Source organism: Fusobacterium ulcerans ATCC 49185 (assembly GCF_900683735.1).
GTDB classification, from domain to species: domain Bacteria; phylum Fusobacteriota; class Fusobacteriia; order Fusobacteriales; family Fusobacteriaceae; genus Fusobacterium_A; species Fusobacterium_A ulcerans_A.
In genome coordinates this window covers 358,225-375,297 of record NZ_LR215979.1, presented here as the reverse complement: position 1 = coordinate 375,297, position 17,073 = coordinate 358,225, and the positions used below count along the sequence as shown (strand labels likewise).

The 17,073-nt window shown below is 29.0% G+C and carries 15 protein-coding genes; 3 read left to right on the top strand and 12 right to left on the bottom strand.

The features are described 5' to 3' along the window. Positions 1 to 36 precede the first annotated feature (36 nt). Genes E0E45_RS01675 through E0E45_RS01665 form a run of 3 tightly spaced genes read left to right on the top strand, consistent with a single transcriptional unit; the run spans position 37 to position 4,316 of the window. A complete protein-coding gene (locus E0E45_RS01675) occupies positions 37 to 1,185 on the top strand; it encodes an ROK family transcriptional regulator (protein ID WP_130889551.1) in 1,149 nt (382 codons plus the stop codon). Continuing rightward, positions 1,178 to 2,596 (top strand): sulfatase, encoded by a 1,419-nt coding sequence (locus tag E0E45_RS01670; RefSeq protein WP_130889550.1) that lies wholly within the window; start codon positions 1,178 to 1,180, stop codon positions 2,594 to 2,596. The genes E0E45_RS01675 and E0E45_RS01670 overlap by 8 nt, the downstream gene beginning before the upstream one ends. A gap of 28 nt (positions 2,597 to 2,624) precedes the next feature. Beyond that, positions 2,625 to 4,316: a solute:sodium symporter family transporter gene (locus E0E45_RS01665; RefSeq protein WP_130889549.1), complete on the top strand. Its 1,692-nt coding sequence runs from the start codon at positions 2,625 to 2,627 to the stop codon at positions 4,314 to 4,316. A gap of 100 nt (positions 4,317 to 4,416) precedes the next feature. Here the strand turns inward: E0E45_RS01665 and E0E45_RS01660 are convergent, their stop codons facing one another. From E0E45_RS01660 to E0E45_RS01605, 12 genes are read right to left on the bottom strand one after another with little or no spacing between them, the layout of a single operon-like run. Further along, entirely contained in the window at positions 4,417 to 5,637 is a 1,221-nt protein-coding gene (locus E0E45_RS01660; RefSeq protein ID WP_147391518.1) for a peptidase U32 family protein, read from the bottom strand. Positions 5,638 to 5,656: 19 nt separating this feature from the next. Then, positions 5,657 to 6,997: a replicative DNA helicase gene (gene dnaB, locus E0E45_RS01655; protein ID WP_130889548.1), complete on the bottom strand. Its 1,341-nt coding sequence runs from the start codon at positions 6,995 to 6,997 to the stop codon at positions 5,657 to 5,659. A 26-nt stretch (positions 6,998 to 7,023) separates the two neighbouring features. Continuing rightward, positions 7,024 to 7,473: a 50S ribosomal protein L9 gene (gene rplI, locus E0E45_RS01650; protein ID WP_130889547.1), complete on the bottom strand. Its 450-nt coding sequence runs from the start codon at positions 7,471 to 7,473 to the stop codon at positions 7,024 to 7,026. A 15-nt stretch (positions 7,474 to 7,488) separates the two neighbouring features. Next, a complete protein-coding gene (locus E0E45_RS01645) occupies positions 7,489 to 8,295 on the bottom strand; it encodes a hypothetical protein (protein ID WP_130889546.1) in 807 nt (268 codons plus the stop codon). Positions 8,296 to 8,319: 24 nt separating this feature from the next. Then, positions 8,320 to 9,774, bottom strand: a complete 1,455-nt coding sequence (dnaX, locus tag E0E45_RS01640; RefSeq protein ID WP_130889545.1) for a DNA polymerase III subunit gamma/tau — start codon at positions 9,772 to 9,774, stop codon at positions 8,320 to 8,322. Positions 9,775 to 9,780: 6 nt separating this feature from the next. Further along, positions 9,781 to 11,172, bottom strand: a complete 1,392-nt coding sequence (locus E0E45_RS01635) for a sigma-54-dependent transcriptional regulator (protein ID WP_130889544.1) — start codon at positions 11,170 to 11,172, stop codon at positions 9,781 to 9,783. A 17-nt stretch (positions 11,173 to 11,189) separates the two neighbouring features. Then, positions 11,190 to 12,125, bottom strand: coding sequence for an energy transducer TonB (locus tag E0E45_RS01630; RefSeq protein ID WP_130889543.1), 936 nt, complete (start codon positions 12,123 to 12,125; stop codon positions 11,190 to 11,192). Positions 12,126 to 12,139: 14 nt separating this feature from the next. Then, a complete protein-coding gene (locus tag E0E45_RS01625) occupies positions 12,140 to 12,577 on the bottom strand; it encodes an ExbD/TolR family protein (protein WP_130889542.1) in 438 nt (145 codons plus the stop codon). A gap of 8 nt (positions 12,578 to 12,585) precedes the next feature. Then, positions 12,586 to 13,197 carry a MotA/TolQ/ExbB proton channel family protein gene (locus E0E45_RS01620; protein ID WP_005978154.1) on the bottom strand — a complete coding sequence of 204 codons (612 nt, stop codon included), beginning with the start codon at positions 13,195 to 13,197 and terminating at the stop codon, positions 12,586 to 12,588. Positions 13,198 to 13,234: 37 nt separating this feature from the next. After that, complete coding sequence (locus E0E45_RS01615) at positions 13,235 to 13,576, bottom strand: hypothetical protein (RefSeq protein WP_130889541.1); 342 nt, start codon at positions 13,574 to 13,576, stop codon at positions 13,235 to 13,237. Beyond that, complete coding sequence (locus tag E0E45_RS01610) at positions 13,573 to 16,425, bottom strand: tetratricopeptide repeat protein (protein ID WP_130889540.1); 2,853 nt, start codon at positions 16,423 to 16,425, stop codon at positions 13,573 to 13,575. Before E0E45_RS01610 ends, E0E45_RS01615 begins: the two co-directional genes overlap by 4 nt. Next, complete coding sequence (locus E0E45_RS01605; protein ID WP_130889539.1) at positions 16,422 to 16,970, bottom strand: DUF116 domain-containing protein; 549 nt, start codon at positions 16,968 to 16,970, stop codon at positions 16,422 to 16,424. Before E0E45_RS01605 ends, E0E45_RS01610 begins: the two co-directional genes overlap by 4 nt. Positions 16,971 to 17,073: the final 103 nt, after the last annotated feature.

Here is a 17,073-nt window from a genome sequence, read left to right as displayed (position 1 = left end):
AGTATCAAACTCTTATAAAGCTTTAGGAGGTAAAAATTGAAAAGAAATAATAAAATTGCAATTTTAAATCTTTTAATTACAAAGAAAAAAATAACAAGAAATGAGTTAGCTGAAATCTTAGGAATATCAAGAATGGCTGTGAGTAAGCTTGTAAAATCTCTCATAGAAAGAAAATATATTGTTGAAACTGATACTGTTGATACTCCTAAAACAGGCAAAAAACCAAAATATCTCTACATAAATTTAGACAAATTTCAAAATATAATGGCCATTTATTTTGGATTAAGTAGTGTAACTATATCTATTGCAGATATTTATGGAAAAATTTTAACAACAGAATCAATTTCTATTGGCTCTAAAACAGATGTATTAAATACTACACTAAAAAAAGTAAGTGAAATATTAAAAAAATATAAAATTATGCTCATAAGTATAGGAATGAATGGAATAGTTGATTCTTTTAGAGGGATAGCAGAAATCTCTACATATTACCATTGGAAAAATTTGAATTTAAAAGAGATATTTGAAAAAAATTTCAATATAACAACTATAATTGAAAATGGAGTAAATCTTATTGCTTTATCTCAATCTAAAATTTATGAAAACCAAAAAGATTTTGTAATACTTAATATTGAAAACGGCGTTGGTTCCACTATATCAAAGTATGATCCAGTTTCTAATAAAAGAAGCTTTGAACTTAAAGAAATAGGTCATATTCCTTTTGATTATTCTGAATCTTCTCTTTTATGTGTTTGTGGAAATAAAGGATGTCTTGAAACTGTCATGGCTAACTGGAGAATAGAGGAAAAAGTCTACACTAAAACTGGTAAACATTTTTCTTATGACAAAATAATTGAAGAAGCTAACAAGAATAAATCTTTTTTTAGAGATGAGATATTAACTTTATTAAGACCTCTTTCTTATATAATTTTATGGATAAACAATCTTATAACGCCTGAAAAAATTATTATCACAGGTAAAATTACATTTATTGATGATTTCTTTTGGAAAGAACTAAAAAGAATATTAAAAAATAATTCTCTGGATAAAACAAAAGAAATAATTATAGAGAGATCTGATTATAATGATAACCTGATAATAAAAGGAGCGATCCAATATGGAATTGAAAATATAACAAATTCACTATTCTTTGAAAGTATGTTTAAAGGAGAAAGTAATGAATAATAAACCTAATATTATTTTAATAACTGCTGACCAGCTTAGAGCTGATACATTAGGTTATATGAATAAAAAAATAAAAACACCTGTATTAGATTCTCTAGCTGATGAAGGATATATTTTTACAAATTCATTTTGTACAAGTCCAGTGTGTACTCCTTCAAGAGCTGCTATATTCACAGGAAGATACCCAATGAATACAGGAGCATGGAATATTGGTACATGTCTTGATGAAAATGAAACTACTTTAGCAGATATTCTAAAAGTCTATAATTATTATAATGTAGCTGTTGGAAAAATGCATTTAAGACCACAACTTAAAGATTTTAATAATAATTTTGAAGATGTGGATTTCAGAGATAGAAACAGAATAAAAGATAATACTTATTATGGATTTGACAAAACTTTTATAACTGAAGATGATAAACAAGGAAAATATCTAGACTATATAAAAGCAAAAGGATATGATCTTGCTGTTGGTAAAGGCGAAGATGGCATAAATCCCCTTCCAGAAGAAATGAATCAAACTTATTGGATAGGTATGAAAAGTTGCGAGGAAATAATAAATCATGATTTCAAATCTCCTCTTTTTATGTGGACAAGCTTTGTTGATCCTCATCATCCCTTTGATCCCATAGAAAAATTTGCTTCATTATATGAAAATACAATTATTGATAAACCTATTTCAAAAAATTTCCTATGTAATGGAAGACCTGAACATTTGCAAAAACAAGGAAAAAATGGATATTGGCCTGGGGGTGGAGAACAACATAACTTCTCTGATGAAAAAATAGAAGAATTTACAAAATATTATTATGCTATGATTTCTTTTATAGACCAAGAAATAGGAAAAATTCTAAAGTCCTTAGAAGAAAAAAAACAGTTAGATAATACAATAATAATTTTTACAAGTGATCATGGAGAATATATGGGGGATTATGGACTTTTACAAAAGGGTCCATTTATGTATGATAATCTAATCAAAGTTCCATTATTAATCTGGGGTAAGGGAGTTTCAAAGGGAATCTCAGATGCTGTTGTTGAAAATATCGATATTGTTCCTACCATCCTTGAATTAATAGGAAGTAATATTCCTTATGGAATTCAGGGAGAAAGTTTAAATACTTTGATTAAAAATATTTCTTCAGCTAGAAAAAAATCTTCAGCAGTTATTACATATGATGCTAGAGATAGAGGAATTATGATAAAGACATATAGGGATAAAAGATACAAATTAAATTTATTTCTCAATGAAAGTTATGGAGAACTTTATGATTTAAAAAATGATCCTTTAGAGAAAGAAAATTTATTTTTTAATGAAAATTTTAAAGAATTAAAAAGTGATCTTCTATTAAAATTCTGTTATAGAATGATGGAATGTAGTGATCCTTTATCTGAGAGAACTGCCAACTGGTAATTCTCAACATATTATTTAAGGAGGGAATATGGTTTTTACAATAGTAACATTTATATTATTCACTGCTCTTGTAGCTATAATTTCATGGTATTTAACAAAAGATGATAATCTTAATACTGAAAGTGGTTATTTTCTTGGAGGAAGAAGTTTAAGTGCAACAGTTATTGCTGGTTCTATGATGTTGACAAATCTTTCTACAGAGCAGATGGTTGGATTAAATGCTCAGGGATTTAAAAGTGGATTTTCAGTTATTGCTTGGGAATCTGGTGCATCAATTGGTATTGTTATTCTTGCCCTTTATTTTCTTCCAAAATATCTTCAAGGATCAATTACTACTGTTCCTGAATTTTTAGAAGAAAGATATGATAAAACAGTAAGAAATATTGTCAGTATATTTTTTCTGCTCACATTAGGAGTAGCATTTCTTCCTACTGTACTTTATTCTGGTTCTATTGCAATGATGAGATTATTTAATATCCCTGAACTGCTTAATATTTCTCCTGAAAGTGCTATTATTCTTTCAGTATGGATGATAGGAATTATTGGAAGTATTTATGCTATATTTGGTGGATTAAAAGCTGTAGCTGTTTCAGATACTGTCAATGGTGTAGGATTAATAATAGGAGGATTAGCTATACCTGTTCTTGGATTTATATATCTAGGTGAAGGAAGTATGATAAAAGGTATTGAATATCTATTTCAACATAATCCAGAAAAACTTAATGCTATTGGTTCAAAAGATTCTCAAGCTCCATTTGGTGCAGCAATTACTGGAATGAGAATCATGGCTGTCTATTATTGGTGTACAAATCAAGCTATAATTCAAAGAGCTTTAGGAGCAAAATCCCTGAAAGAAGGGCAGAAAGGTGTTCTTTTAACAGCTTTTCTGAAAATAATAGTCGCACCTTTAATACTTGTTGTTCCTGGAATCATTGCCTACAATATTTATGGCAATCAAATTAGTGGAGATATTGTATACCCTGTATTAGTTAATAAACTTCTTCCCAGCAAATTATCTGGTTTCTTTGGAGCAGTCTTATTTGGAGCAGTTTTGAGTTCTTTTAACTCCGCCTTAAATTCAGCTTCAACTATATTTAGTTTAAATATTTATAAACCATTATTCAATCCAAATATTTCAGAAAAAAATCTTATAAAAGTAAGCAAATACTTTGGTACTGTTTTAGCTGTTTTTTCAATGATTGTGGCTCCATTTATCTCAAAATCATCAGGAGGACTGTTTGAATTTATTCAAAAAGTTGCTGGACTTTTTAGTGTTCCTATTGCAATAATTGTATTAGTTGGTATATTTTCTAAAAAAACCAGTGCTCTAGCTGCTAAAGTTTCTATGGGCTTCTTTGTCATTGTTTATGGATATACACAATTTATCAGCCCTGTAAAAATACATTTTCTATATGTAATAGCAATTCTATTTGTTATTTGTCTTTTCCTAATGTATATTGTTGATAAAATTATTCCTCCTAAAAAGGAATATTCTCTTCCTATTAGATACGAGGTATCTGTTGAACCTTGGGAATATAGATATACAGTATCTGTAATGCTAATGTCTCTTCTAGTTTGGATATATGTTGTATTTTCAAAAATAGGTTTGCTTTCTCAAAGTGAAAATCTAAAGGGACGAATAGGAATAATAACATTTATATTTATTGTTTTAACTTATATTATCTGTATTTTTACTCGAAAAGTAGAAAAGAAAAATTAATTAAATTTTAATTAATAAAAAAAGAAGCTAACCTAGAAGTTAAAGTAAAATTTTTAAACTTACTTTTTTCTCTTAATTAGCTTCTTTTTTGCATAATTATTTAAATTCTTTTTCTAAGCATATCCAATTCATTTAATTCAGTATCTATAGTTATCTTAACAAATGAGTTAGGATTTGCTGCCTCTACCTCTTCTCCCTCTTTTCCTCTTGTAATAAGAGTCATTTTAGGAAGAGTTATCTCTCTTACATTTATTCCTGGACTTACAACTTCCAGCTTTTCTCCAACTTCTAATCTATTTCTTATAGCAAGAATATATTCATTTTCAGAAAGTTTTTTTTCTACTTTTGCCACTAATTGATGCGACTGGCTGTATGAATTTCTATCATTATAATTTTGTCCATCTACTCCTGGTCTTCCCATATAAAATCCATCTGTATACGATCTATGAGAAACAGATTCTAACTCTTCCAACCATTTAGGATTGAATTTATAGTTTCCAGAATAATAACTGTCTATAGCATCTCTATATACTTTTACACAATTAGCTACATAGTATATTCCTTTCATTCTTCCTTCTATTTTAAGTGAATCCACTCCAATATCAAGAATTTTATCTATAAATTCTATTGTGCATAAATCTTTTGAGTTAAATATATATGTTCCATGATCATCTTCAAATACAGGCATATATTCTCCAGGTCTTGTTTCTTCAACAAGAGAATATTTCCATCTGCAAGATTGAGCACAATCTCCTCTATTAGCATCTCTTCCTGTCATATAGTTGCTCAGTAGACATCTTCCAGATATTGACATACACATAGCTCCATGGATAAATACTTCAAGTTCTATATCAGGTACTTTAGCTCTTATCTCTGCTATGTTATCTAAAGATATTTCTCTTGCCAATACTACTCTTTTTGCTCCAAGATCTCTCCACATTTGTACAGAACGCCAGTTTGTATTACTTGCCTGAGTACTTACACTGATACGAAGATTTGTATTCTCTCTTACTATTTGAAATACTCCTAAATCAGCAACTATTACTCCATCTATTCCAATTTTTTCTAAAAATTTTACATAGTCAGGCAAAAGATCCAATTCATCATTATGTGGTATTATATTTAAAGTAACATATACTTTTTTTCCTAAATTATGTGCATAAGATACAGCTTCTTCTAATTCTTCATCAGAAAAATTGCTGCTCCCTGCTCTTAGGTTAAACATTTTTCCTCCTAAGAACACTGCATCAGCTCCATAATGGATAGCCATTTTAAACTTCTCCATATTTCCTACTGGAGCTAGTAATTCTACTTTTTTCACTTTATCATTCCTCTCTCAATTATTCTACTTTATTTGTATAATCCGTAAACTTTGTAAGTTCATGGAAAAATCTCAATTTAACTGTCCCTGTTGGACCATTTCTATGTTTACCAATGATTACTTCTGTTATACCTTTATCATCTGTTTCTTCATTATAGTAATCATCTCTATACAAAAACATTACCATATCAGCATCCTGCTCTATGGCTCCAGACTCTCTCAAATCTGAAAGCATAGGTCTTCTGTCTGCTCTTTGTTCTGTAGCCCGTGACAACTGTGAAAGAGCTATAATAGGTACATCAAGCTCTCTGGCTATTCCTTTAAGTGATCTTGAGATATCTGATATCTCCTGTTGTCTATTTTCTGTTTTTCCACTGCTTCCTTTTATCAGCTGTAAGTAATCAATAAGTATCATATCTAATTTCCCTGCAGCTTTTAATCTTCTGGCAATAGCTCTTATTTCAAGTACCCCTAAATTAGGTACATCTGCTATATTTATTTCTGTATTAGAAAGTTTTCCACTGGCTATTCCTAGTCTTCCCCAGTCTTCTGGTGCTAGGAATCCTGTTTTTATTTTTTGAAGACCTACTCCTGCTTCTACAGCAAGAAGTCTTTGAAGCAACTGAGAACTTGACATCTCCATACTGAATAGAAGTACTGCTTTCTCACTTTTTAATGCTGCATTAAGAGCAAGGTTAAGTGCAAAGGCAGTTTTTCCCATTGCTGGTCTGGCTGCAAGTATTACAAGGTCAGATGGCTGAAATCCACTTGTCATCTGATCAAAGTCTGTAAATCCTGACGAAATACCAATTGTAGTTCCTTTATTTGCATATACTTTTTCAAGTCTGAGAAATTCATCTGACATAGCATCTCTTATTTTCACTAAATCTTTTGATTCGCTGTTTTCTGATATCTTAAATATCATTCCCTCTGCTCTATCTAAAATACTTTCAGCTTCTTCATAACCACTGTATGTCATCTCTACTATCTTAGTTCCAACATCTCCCAATCTTCTTAATATAGCTTTTTCTTTAACTATTTTTGCATAAGCAGTGATATTAGCAGCAGTAGGAACCTCTTCTACTATATCATAGAATATCTGTTCCCCTCCTACTTCATCAAATTTTTCATTTTTTCTCAATCTATTCATTACTACAAGAGGATCAAGAGGCTCTCCTTTATTGTAAATTTCTCTCATAGTTTCATAGATTATTTTATGAGCATTTTTATAAAAATCATCAGGAGAAAGTATCTCTATTATATCACCAAATACATCTTGTTTAAGGAATATACCTCCTAAAACAGACCTTTCAGCCTCTAGGTCGCTTGGAATTTTTCTCAAATTTTCAATTTCTGGCATTTTTTCTCCTTATTTTAACAAAAAAATTATTGAGCTTTTGCTATAATTTTAACTTCAGCTTTTACATCAGTATGAAGTTTTATAACTGCAGTATGTTCACCTAAACTTTTTATATTGCATTCTATTTTTTTTCTATCAATAGCTACTCCAAAAATTTGTTCTATTGCTGCTGCAACTTCTTTATTTGTAATAGCTCCAAATAGTTTCCCATTTTCTCCAATTTTTACTCCAATTTCTATTTTTTTAGATTCAAGCTGTTTTTTCAATTCAATTGATTTTTCTTTATCTTCTTGAAGTTTCTTTTCTTCTCTTTTTTTTCTGTTTTCTATTTTTTTTAATTCTTCTTCAGTTGCTATCATACCTTTTTTATTTTTTATAAGAAAGTTATGTGCATACCCATCAGAAACTGTTATTAAATCTCCTTTTCTTCCTTGCCCTGCTACATCTTGAGTCAGTATAACTTGTATTTTTGCCATTTGATTTTCCTCCAATTATTTTTTTTCATTAAATAATACTTTATCTATCTTAAACCCTGAAACTACCCCAATCACAAAAGTTAGGAATGGGAACATTACAGAGGTAAAAATTGCTATAAAACTATTTAAAATTCTTATTTTTAATATTTTATTTAATGCTGTATAAATACTTTTTAATCCAAAGAATATAAATATTACTTTTCCTATTTCCATTAAATTATTTATATAAAAATTATCTATTTTAAATATTTTTGCTGCAAAAAATGTTGTTATATAAATTAGTACCCATCCATATGAAATTTCCCAGTTTTCATAATTTTTCTTATCTAAAGAAAAATATGTCATAAATGAACATAGCATTGAATAAGTAAATATAAGCCATAATGAATTTAATTTTATTTCTTTAAATATCACCTGAACATCTTCCATACTAAAATTTGTTCTCTGTTGATACATCTCCATTATTGTTCCTATATTAGCATCTATATCTTTTTTAACAAGGAAAAATATCCCCACCATAAATGCTGTTACCACCACTGCAGTAATAGTTATCCTGTCAAATTTCTTTACAGAATAGTTTATTTTTTCAAAATAATAATAAAAAAGTTCTATTACTATAAAAAATCCTATGTATATACTTAAAAGCATGGGGTTCATCAATATTATAAGCATAATGGCAATAATATTGATCAATACTTTTTGTCTAAAATCTAATTCTCTCATTTTTTTTATCTTATAAACTGGCAATAAGAAACTAAATATTGGCATCATAAGAGAAATCATAAATAATGCTGCTACTGCCATTCCATGAACTACAAACATTTTTCCCCCTGTTTTTATTGGTGTTTATCTCATAATCTCTCCACCAAAAAAATCTACTATTTTTTTAGTAAAATCATTTTCACCCTTGCTGATTTCTCTCTTTTTACCAACAAGTATATATTTTACTTTTATTTTTGGATTGATTATTTTCTTTACTACTTCTAAAAATACATCATCATAAGTACTTGTTTCCATTTGCTCTTTAGCAAAAGAATTTTCGCTTTCAAATCCAATAAATAATGTATCTCCCTCAATTTTATATGGCTTAGCACTTATTAAAAATGCCCCCAATGTTATTTTTTCTTTTTTAGCTTCTTCAACTATATCTTTCCACTGACTTATTACATATTCCAGTGTTATTCCTGAAAGATCAATAGTTTCTTCTGTACTTGAACTATTTTGATGTACTGTCACTGGTTTTTCAATTATTTTTTCTACTACTCTCTCTTGAACCACTGTAGCTTTAGTACTTAAAAGATTATTAATAACTACATAGCCAACCATTCTTTTATCTTCTTCATATTTAAATTTATTCAAAGAATCATAGACAGCTCCAATTATTTTTAATCCTTTATCTACTTCCAATTCTGATCTGCTCATAAGAGTTTTGCAATATTTAGCAAAATCCTTAAAGAAAAGTTCAATTTCCAAAGATTCACTCCAAAATTCATCAAGCATTTTTACAAGCTCTCTGTATTTTTTTTCTATGACATTATCTAAAAATTCCTTCATTTGCTTTACAGGAGTTACCCCAAGAACCTTTTCACATTTCTCTAAAGTTATCTCTTCATCTAAACAAGTTATCATAAGTCTTTCCAGTATAGAAGTAGCATCTCTCATACTTCCACCAGAATTTTCATAAATCAAATCAAGTACATCATCTGGTACAGAAACTCCTTCATTTTTAGATATTTCTCCAAGTTTTTCTTTCATTTCAGCTGGAGATAAAGTTTTAAAGTCATATCTCTGACATCTTGAAATGATAGTTGGAAGTATTTTATCTGCCTCTGTTGTTGCCAATATAAATATTACATGTTCAGGAGGTTCTTCCAATGTTTTCAAAAGAGCATTAAATGCTTCTTTTGTCAGCATATGTACCTCATCTATAATATATATTTTTTTCCTTCCTTTTGAAGGCTGGTAATTTATTTTTTCTTTCAATTGTCTGATTTCATCTATTCCTCTGTTAGAAGCAGCATCAATTTCAATCATGTCCATAAAACTTCCATCATTTATTGACAAACAATTTTCACATTTATTACAAGGTTCATCAGTAACACCATTTTCCAGGCAATTGACCCCTTTAGCTATTAGTCTGGCTATTGTAGTTTTCCCCACACCTCTAGGACCTGTAAAAAGATATGCATGGGAAGTTTTGCCATTTCTCAATGATGCTTTCAGAGTTTTTACTATTTCCTTTTGCCCTGCTATCTCTTCAAAATTTTTAGGTCTATATTTTCTATATAATGTTATATGCATTTCATCCTACTCCAAACCATAATTACTCATTTTTGTTCTTAAAGTATTTCTTGTTATCCCAAGTATTTCTGCTGTTTCTACTTTTTTTCCATTAGTCATTTCCAATACCTGATGGATAAGTTCTTTCTCTACTTTTGAAATGATATTCCCATAATAACCTTTCTGATTACCAGTTTTATACACTTCCATCTCTACCTTTACCCATTCTTTGAGAGCACTTGTCTGTGCATCTCCTTTTCTTTTTGTAACTTTTGTTCCCAACACATTACTTGGCAGGTCTTCTATAAGTATAGAGCCCCCTCTGCATAATGCCACAGCAGATTTAACTGCATTTTTAAGTTCATTAACATTTCCAGGCCAGTCATATCTTAATATTTTTTTCAAAGCCGGCTTACTTACACCTTTTACATTTTTATGAAGTTCTTCATTACATTCTATTAAATAATGGTCTATTATTAAAGGTATATCATCCTTTCTTTCTCTCAATGGTGGAATATTTACTTCAAGAACTTTTAATTTTCTGTATAGTTCATCAATAAATCTGCCTTGATTTATAAGTTCTTCAAGATTTTCACATGTACTGGCTACTACTCTCAAATCAATTTTTATAGGTTCTGCTCCTCCCATTCTAAAAAACTCTCCTTCTTCTAAAAAATAGAGTATTTTAGATTGTAAATCTAAGCTCAGTGATTCTACATTTCCTAAATGGAGTGTTCCCCCATTAGCTTTTTCAAGATCTCCTATTTGAGAAAAAACAGCTCCTGTAAATGCTCCTTTTTCATATCCAAACATCTTTCTTTCTAATAACTCATTCTGAAAAGAAGTACAGTTAATACTTATAAGAGGCTCATTTGACCAATCACTAAATTGATGAATAGACTTTGCTACACTTGTTTTTCCAGTTCCCTTTTCTCCCACTACTAAAACAGGTACTCTGCTACTTGCAACTTTCCCTATCATCTTGTAAAGTTCTACTATTTCTTTTGTCTGTCCTATGAGTTTATCTCCAGAACTCTTATGTTTATCCACTCTTTCAGCCAATAATTTATAATCTTTTACAGATTTTTCTATTATTTTTATAACAGTATTATTGTCTACTGGTTTTAGTATATAATCATATGCTCCAGCCTTTACACTCCCTGCAACCACTTTTAAATTAGAAGTTTCTCCAAGAATTATTATAACACCTTTTTTTTGATATTCTCCCACTTTTTTTACTAAATTAATAAGAGCTTCTTCCTGAAGATTTCTTTCTTCTATAACTATAGTTTCATACTTTTTATTTTTTAAATATTCTATAAAATCAGTTATATTTTCTGCAAAAGTTAATTCATTTTCAAAATTATTTTCTAATTCCTCTTTTAAACTTTTATCTAATCTAAACCCTAGAAGAATCAAACCATCCACCTCACAAATTAATTTTTTCCTCTTAATGTAAAGTTATATTCCAGTATAACATCGCCTTTTACGTTCATTCCATTTTTACTCAAATATATTTTCCAAGTTCTTCCTATCTCTTCTATAGCACTATTGATTTCTGGAACTCCACTTCCTTTTTCAAGGAATAAAGAATTTACATTTCCATTTTCATCAATATTCATTCTTATCTTTACTGTTCCATGAAGTCCTCTTAGCTGAGCACTTTCAGGATATACAGGTTCCCTGTTGGTATTATCCCATCTAGCAACAATATTTCCATCTTCTGTTCCAAGCCTATATCCACTTGGCAAACCTTCTACATCTCCATCTGCTTTCAATATTCTTTCAAATTCCAAGTCTTTTCCCTCTTCTGAGTTAAAGGCAAGCTTTCCATCTTCCTCAACTAAGAATTGTTCCTTTCCCTGGATATTCATATCTGAATCAGATGCTAAATCTAGTTTTTCTCCAACAAGATTATCTTTTGAAATTACCCCTTGTTTATCATCAGTTTGCCTTTTAGGAATTGTTTTTACTTTTTCTCTAACAACAGAATGGCTTATGTCATTTATTCCAGATAAAACATCTATTTCAGGACCAGATATAGATTTAGCTATATCACTTAAAGTTGGCTTCTTTTCAGGTTCTTTTGCTTTTACCTGAGTGGTAGGTTCTTTTTTTACTGTACTTTCTTTCTTGACCTGAGTTTCAACTTTTTCTGTCTTTTTTCTAGTTTCAGCTGTCAGATTTTTAGTTTTAGAGTTAGTATTTTTAGTTCCTTCCATCTTTATTCTGCTGTTATTATCATAAGAAACTAATCCAACTTTAATTTTTTTATCTACTATAGTTTCCACTGAAAGACCAGGTATAAGCAGTATGATAAGCAGGTTTAGAAGTATAGAAAGACCAAAGCTTACATAATCAACTCTTTTCATAATTCTCTCCTTATTTATTTACTGCTTGCTGTATCTATATCCAGCGAGGCTGCTCCTGCTTCTTTAGAAATAGTCATTATTTCTACTATAAATCCATAATCTAGACTTTTATCAGCACTTATTACTATATTTTTTTCCTCAGATTCCTTCAGTTTATTTTCAAGTTCTGCTTTTAAGTTATTCTTATTAACTTTAACTTTCTGATTTTTACCTTTATCTTTAAAATTCAAGACAATTTCTTTATTTTTATTTATTGCAACTTGTATTTCTTTTATATTCTTTATCTCTCTGATCGTAGACTGCGGCAGGTCTATTTTGATCCCACTGTTAATATCTTCAAAAGTAGTTGCAACCAGAAAAAATATTAATAAAAGAAACACAACATCAATAAGGGGAGTTATTTCTAATGCTAATTCTCCCTTTCCACGTCTTTTTGTTCTTTCAATTTTCATAATTTCTCCTATCTTCTGAAGTAGTTTATCAATTCTGTACTAGTTTTTTCCATATCATTTATTGTTTCATCTATTTTTTTATTAAAATAATTATAGAAAATAGTAGCAGGAATGGCTACAAAAAGTCCTCCAGCAGTAGTAAATAATGCTTCTGATATACCTTTTGCCAAAACAGAAGCATCTCCTGTTCCATGGACAGATACTGCCTGAAATGCCTTAATCATTCCTGTAACAGTTCCTAATAGTCCTAATAAAGGAGTTATATGAGCAACTAATGAAAGCATCCACATGTGTTTTTCTAAAAGAGGTACCTGTGCCATTGCACTTTCTTTTCCCTTTTCTTCCAACATTACAGGATCCTTACTGTTGCTTTTATAATATTGTATTAATATATCTTTTAAAACTCTAGCTGCTGAAGCTTTTTGATTATTAAGTAAAACTATTGCTTCCTTTACAGACCCTTTTTCTATAAGCTGTCTAAGTTCTGGATTTATTTTATTGAAACTATCTCTCTCACTTAATTTAAAATAAATAAATCTCTCTATTACTACTGCCAGTCCTATGATAGACATAGCTAAAATAAAATACATTAGAATTCCACCATTTTTAATCCAATACATATCTATTTCTCCTTTATACTCTCTTATGTAAATTTAATTAAAGTGCTATAATTAAAACTACTACTCCTAATGCTCCTATTACATATTTAAGGAATGATTTTTTCTCCACTCCTTGTGATAACTCATCTTCTAAAGCTGATTTCTCATTTTGAACTACTTTTATTTTTTGTTGTTGATTTTTAAGATTTTCTCCTGATAACTCAACTGAGCCAGAATCAATTTTTTGTCCTTTCAGCAACATTTCTTTCGTTTCTATCTCTTTCATTTCAAGCTGTTCTTTGTTTACACCAGTTACTTCTTTGTCTATTGCAGTCACACTGTCTTCTGCACTCACTACAAGGGCACTTAATAAAAATAAAGATACTACTAATTTTTTCATTTATTTTCCTCCTCTTTAAAAAAATCTGCATATTTTTCTGCTTTTTTAGCATTGATTGCTTTTAATTCTAAATAATATTTTTTACCATCTACTTTATTTTCAGCTTTTAAAGCAAAATAGATCATTTTTTCAAGAACAAATTCTTTGTATATAAGTTTTTTATCAAGAGCATAAAGTTCTCTATACAATGTTTCTGCATCTTTTTCTTTTCCCATTTTTTCACTTAACTGGGCTGCTTTTAATTTTGATACTTGAGAATACTTTCCATCATACATTACATATCCTTTTGTATAACCTCTCAAGGCTTCTTCATTTTTCTTTTCTATTTCATCAATAGATGCTATTTGGAACAATACAAGATCTTTATAGATACTATTCTCCATATTATTTACCTGTTCATAGTATTCTCTTGCTTTTTTATAATTCTTTTCAGCAAATAATTTAGAAGCTATATTTACAGAAGCATAATCTTTATATTTGCTACTTTCTAAAAGTTTTTCATATTCTTTCATTGCAGCTTCTTTGTTATTCTGTTTCTCATAAATAAGAGAATTATAATAATTTTTAGTGTCTATATTTGTAATATTCTCTATGTATTTTTTAGCTTCCTCTATATTATTTTTACTTAAATGAATATCTAATATTTTAGAAGCTGTGCTTTCTTTAACTACTTTATCCTCTGAAGTTGAAAGAAGTTCTTTATAATTTTCTAGTGCTTTATCATTATTATTTCCACTTTCATATACTTCTCCTGATAATATAAGAAGATTATCTCTCATTTTACTTCCAGGATATTTTGCAAGAAATGTCTCCTTCTCTTTTTCAAAAGTTTCATTCTCTCCTAAATTAATTAAAGTAGTGAGATACCAATAGTATGCTTTTTCTCCATACTGTCCATCTCCATATTGTTCTGCAACAAGTTTATATTCCTCTTTAGCTTTTTCAAAGTTTTTTTCAGCATAATAAGTATCTGCTATTTGAAATTTTCCATAAGCTTCAAATTCAGGAGTTGTAGAAAGTTTATTATAATACTCTCTGCTTTTTTCAAAATTATCTATTCTAAAATAACTGATAGCTAATTTATCCATTATTTCATTTTTTCCTTCTGGATTCTCTAATGTAAGATACTCTTCTCCATATTTTATAGCATCTTCATATTTTCCCCACAAGAAATAATTTCTCATCTTATTAAACTTCACCTTTGTCAGAAGTGCTGCATCAGAAGTTGTATCTGCTTCCAATTGGTTAAAAGCTGTATCTGCCTCTTCATATCTTCCCATTCCTACAAAAGCTATTCCCTTCAAATATATGTTATCTTTTGTATTTTCTGTCCCTTCATCATTAAGATATGTAAGCATTTCATCATATCTCTGTTCACTTAACAGTGAAACAATAAGATTGTTTAAAATACTGAAATCCCTATCTGAAGCCAAAAATTCTTTATATACATCTATTGCTTCTGATACTTTATTTCTTTTATAGTATGCTTCTCCTACAGAAAAATATATATTTCTTTTATATTCTTTATCATCTGGATATTTAGTCTTATACTCATTGAATCTTTTTGCAATATCATCAATATCTCCAACTTTATTATCTATAACTATTATTCTGTAAAGATTTTCTTTATTAGAATTTCTTGCATAAAGCCTTCCATAATAATCTTTTGAAAGAGCATATTCTCCAATTTCATAAGCTGAATTGGCTATCATTAAGTTAATGTTATCAGTATCTTGCTGATTTACAACAACTCTTTTTACTTCATCTCTATTTCTTACTATTTTCTTATAGTTTTTTAATCTGTAATCAATCGCGAATATATAATATATAGACTGATTATAATAAGTAGTATTTCTTAATCCTTCAAAATATTTTTGAGCTTCTTTTAATCTGTTTAATTTATATAGTGAAAATCCATATCCATACATAAGTTTTGGATCATTTGGTGTATTAGTTTTTGAATAATAACTTACAGCTTTTTCATATTCTCCTCTTGTAGCATAAAGATCTCCTATCATTCTCATTGCTTCTCCATACTCTTTAGTATTTTCAAGCATAGCAAGATATTTCTGCATAGAGTTGACATCGCCTCTATTGCTATATATCTCTATTAAGCTCAATATAGACTTTTTCCCATATGAACTCGTCTTATCTTTATTTGTAACTTTTTGAAAATATGTTACTGCATCTTCTGTTGAATTTAATTTATAATAAGCTGAACCATATAAATAATTCAAAAGAGATTGATTTTTATTTTTATCTTTTCCATTTGAATATTCATTTAAAAATATAAGAGTTCTCTTATAGTCTGCTTTATTATATGATGACATTGCCATACTCAAAACAGCTTCACTGTAATACTTTTTATTCAGTTGTATAACTCTTTGAAATAACTCTTCTGCTTTTGGATAATTTTCTTTAGCTAAATAAGTCATTCCTGAATCATACAATGCTCTTTCATAAAAATCTCCATTTTTATCTAAAGCTTCCATATAAAAGTCACTATTTTGTACATCTCCTAATGCAGTATAACTTTTCATAAGATAAAAATTAATCTCATCTTTTTCTTTTGCTTTTATATCATTATTCATTAAAATGATTTTAAAGTACTTTATAGCATTGTTATAATCTTCCTGAAGAAAGTATGTTTTTGCTATTCTATCTTGAATATTTCTTGTATATCTAGAATCAGGGTATCTTTTTAAAAAGCTCACAGACTCTGTTATGGCCATTGAGAATTTTTTCTGTTTATAAAGTTCATCCAGAAATGCAATATCTTCTCTCTCTGAGGCAGCTAAAATGATATTCGTGCTTAATAATAATGCAAGTATCAAGTGTATCTTTTTCACATTTCTCCTCCTTGAGTTTTGTATATTTCTTTTAAAAAACTCCTTATTTTTTCACTAGAAACAGTTGTATCAATACATGGTTCATTTAAAATTTTATTAAAAATCCCATAAACTTTTACAGGAAATGCATCATGTATTCCTGACATAAGATCTCTTTTACATGCTACTGCTGCTACTAAATCTGGTTTTAATTCCTTTATATGTTTCCTTGCAAGAGTTCCACCAGTAGCTATTCTCACCTCTATTGGAAATTCTTTTTTCATGCTCAAAAGTTCACCTATTACACATTGTCCACAATTCTTACAATTTTCTATATTGGAAGTTACTTTATAAGGACATGTATATTTTTGAACACAATGAGGAAGTAGAATCAACAATTTTTTTATATCCTTTTCTTTCAAAGAAGCCATTACTTTCTTATTATTGTAATTTAAAAACTTTACAGCTATATTATTTATCTCTATTTCTTTCTTTTTTCTATCTACAAATAAAAATAGCAGATAGTAAAAATCATATACTATTTTTCTAAAAAAATTACTGCTCATCTTTTTACCTCTTCAAAATTATTAAGGAAATTATATCATATTTAAATCTATATTTCAAACAATCAAAAATTAATCATTAAGAAAAAATAGAGCTAATATTTCC

Excerpts from the sequence above, each read along its gene's own strand:
- dnaX (WP_130889545.1), bottom strand. The coding sequence starts at position 9,774 with ATGCATATAACATTATATAGAAAATATAGACCTAAAAATTTTGAAGAG.
- E0E45_RS01670 (WP_130889550.1), top strand. The coding sequence starts at position 1,178 with ATGAATAATAAACCTAATATTATTTTAATAACTGCTGACCAGCTTAGA.
- rplI (WP_130889547.1), bottom strand. The coding sequence starts at position 7,473 with ATGGCAAAAATACAAGTTATACTGACTCAAGATGTAGCAGGGCAAGGA.
- E0E45_RS01645 (WP_130889546.1), bottom strand. The coding sequence starts at position 8,295 with ATGTTTGTAGTTCATGGAATGGCAGTAGCAGCATTATTTATGATTTCT.
- E0E45_RS01625 (WP_130889542.1), bottom strand. The coding sequence starts at position 12,577 with ATGAAAATTGAAAGAACAAAAAGACGTGGAAAGGGAGAATTAGCATTA.
- E0E45_RS01605 (WP_130889539.1), bottom strand. The coding sequence starts at position 16,970 with ATGAGCAGTAATTTTTTTAGAAAAATAGTATATGATTTTTACTATCTG.
- E0E45_RS01630 (WP_130889543.1), bottom strand. The coding sequence starts at position 12,125 with ATGAAAAGAGTTGATTATGTAAGCTTTGGTCTTTCTATACTTCTAAAC.
- E0E45_RS01620 (WP_005978154.1), bottom strand. The coding sequence starts at position 13,197 with ATGTATTGGATTAAAAATGGTGGAATTCTAATGTATTTTATTTTAGCT.
- dnaB (WP_130889548.1), bottom strand. The coding sequence starts at position 6,997 with ATGCCAGAAATTGAAAATTTGAGAAAAATTCCAAGCGACCTAGAGGCT.
- E0E45_RS01615 (WP_130889541.1), bottom strand. The coding sequence starts at position 13,576 with ATGAAAAAATTAGTAGTATCTTTATTTTTATTAAGTGCCCTTGTAGTG.
- E0E45_RS01665 (WP_130889549.1), top strand. The coding sequence starts at position 2,625 with ATGGTTTTTACAATAGTAACATTTATATTATTCACTGCTCTTGTAGCT.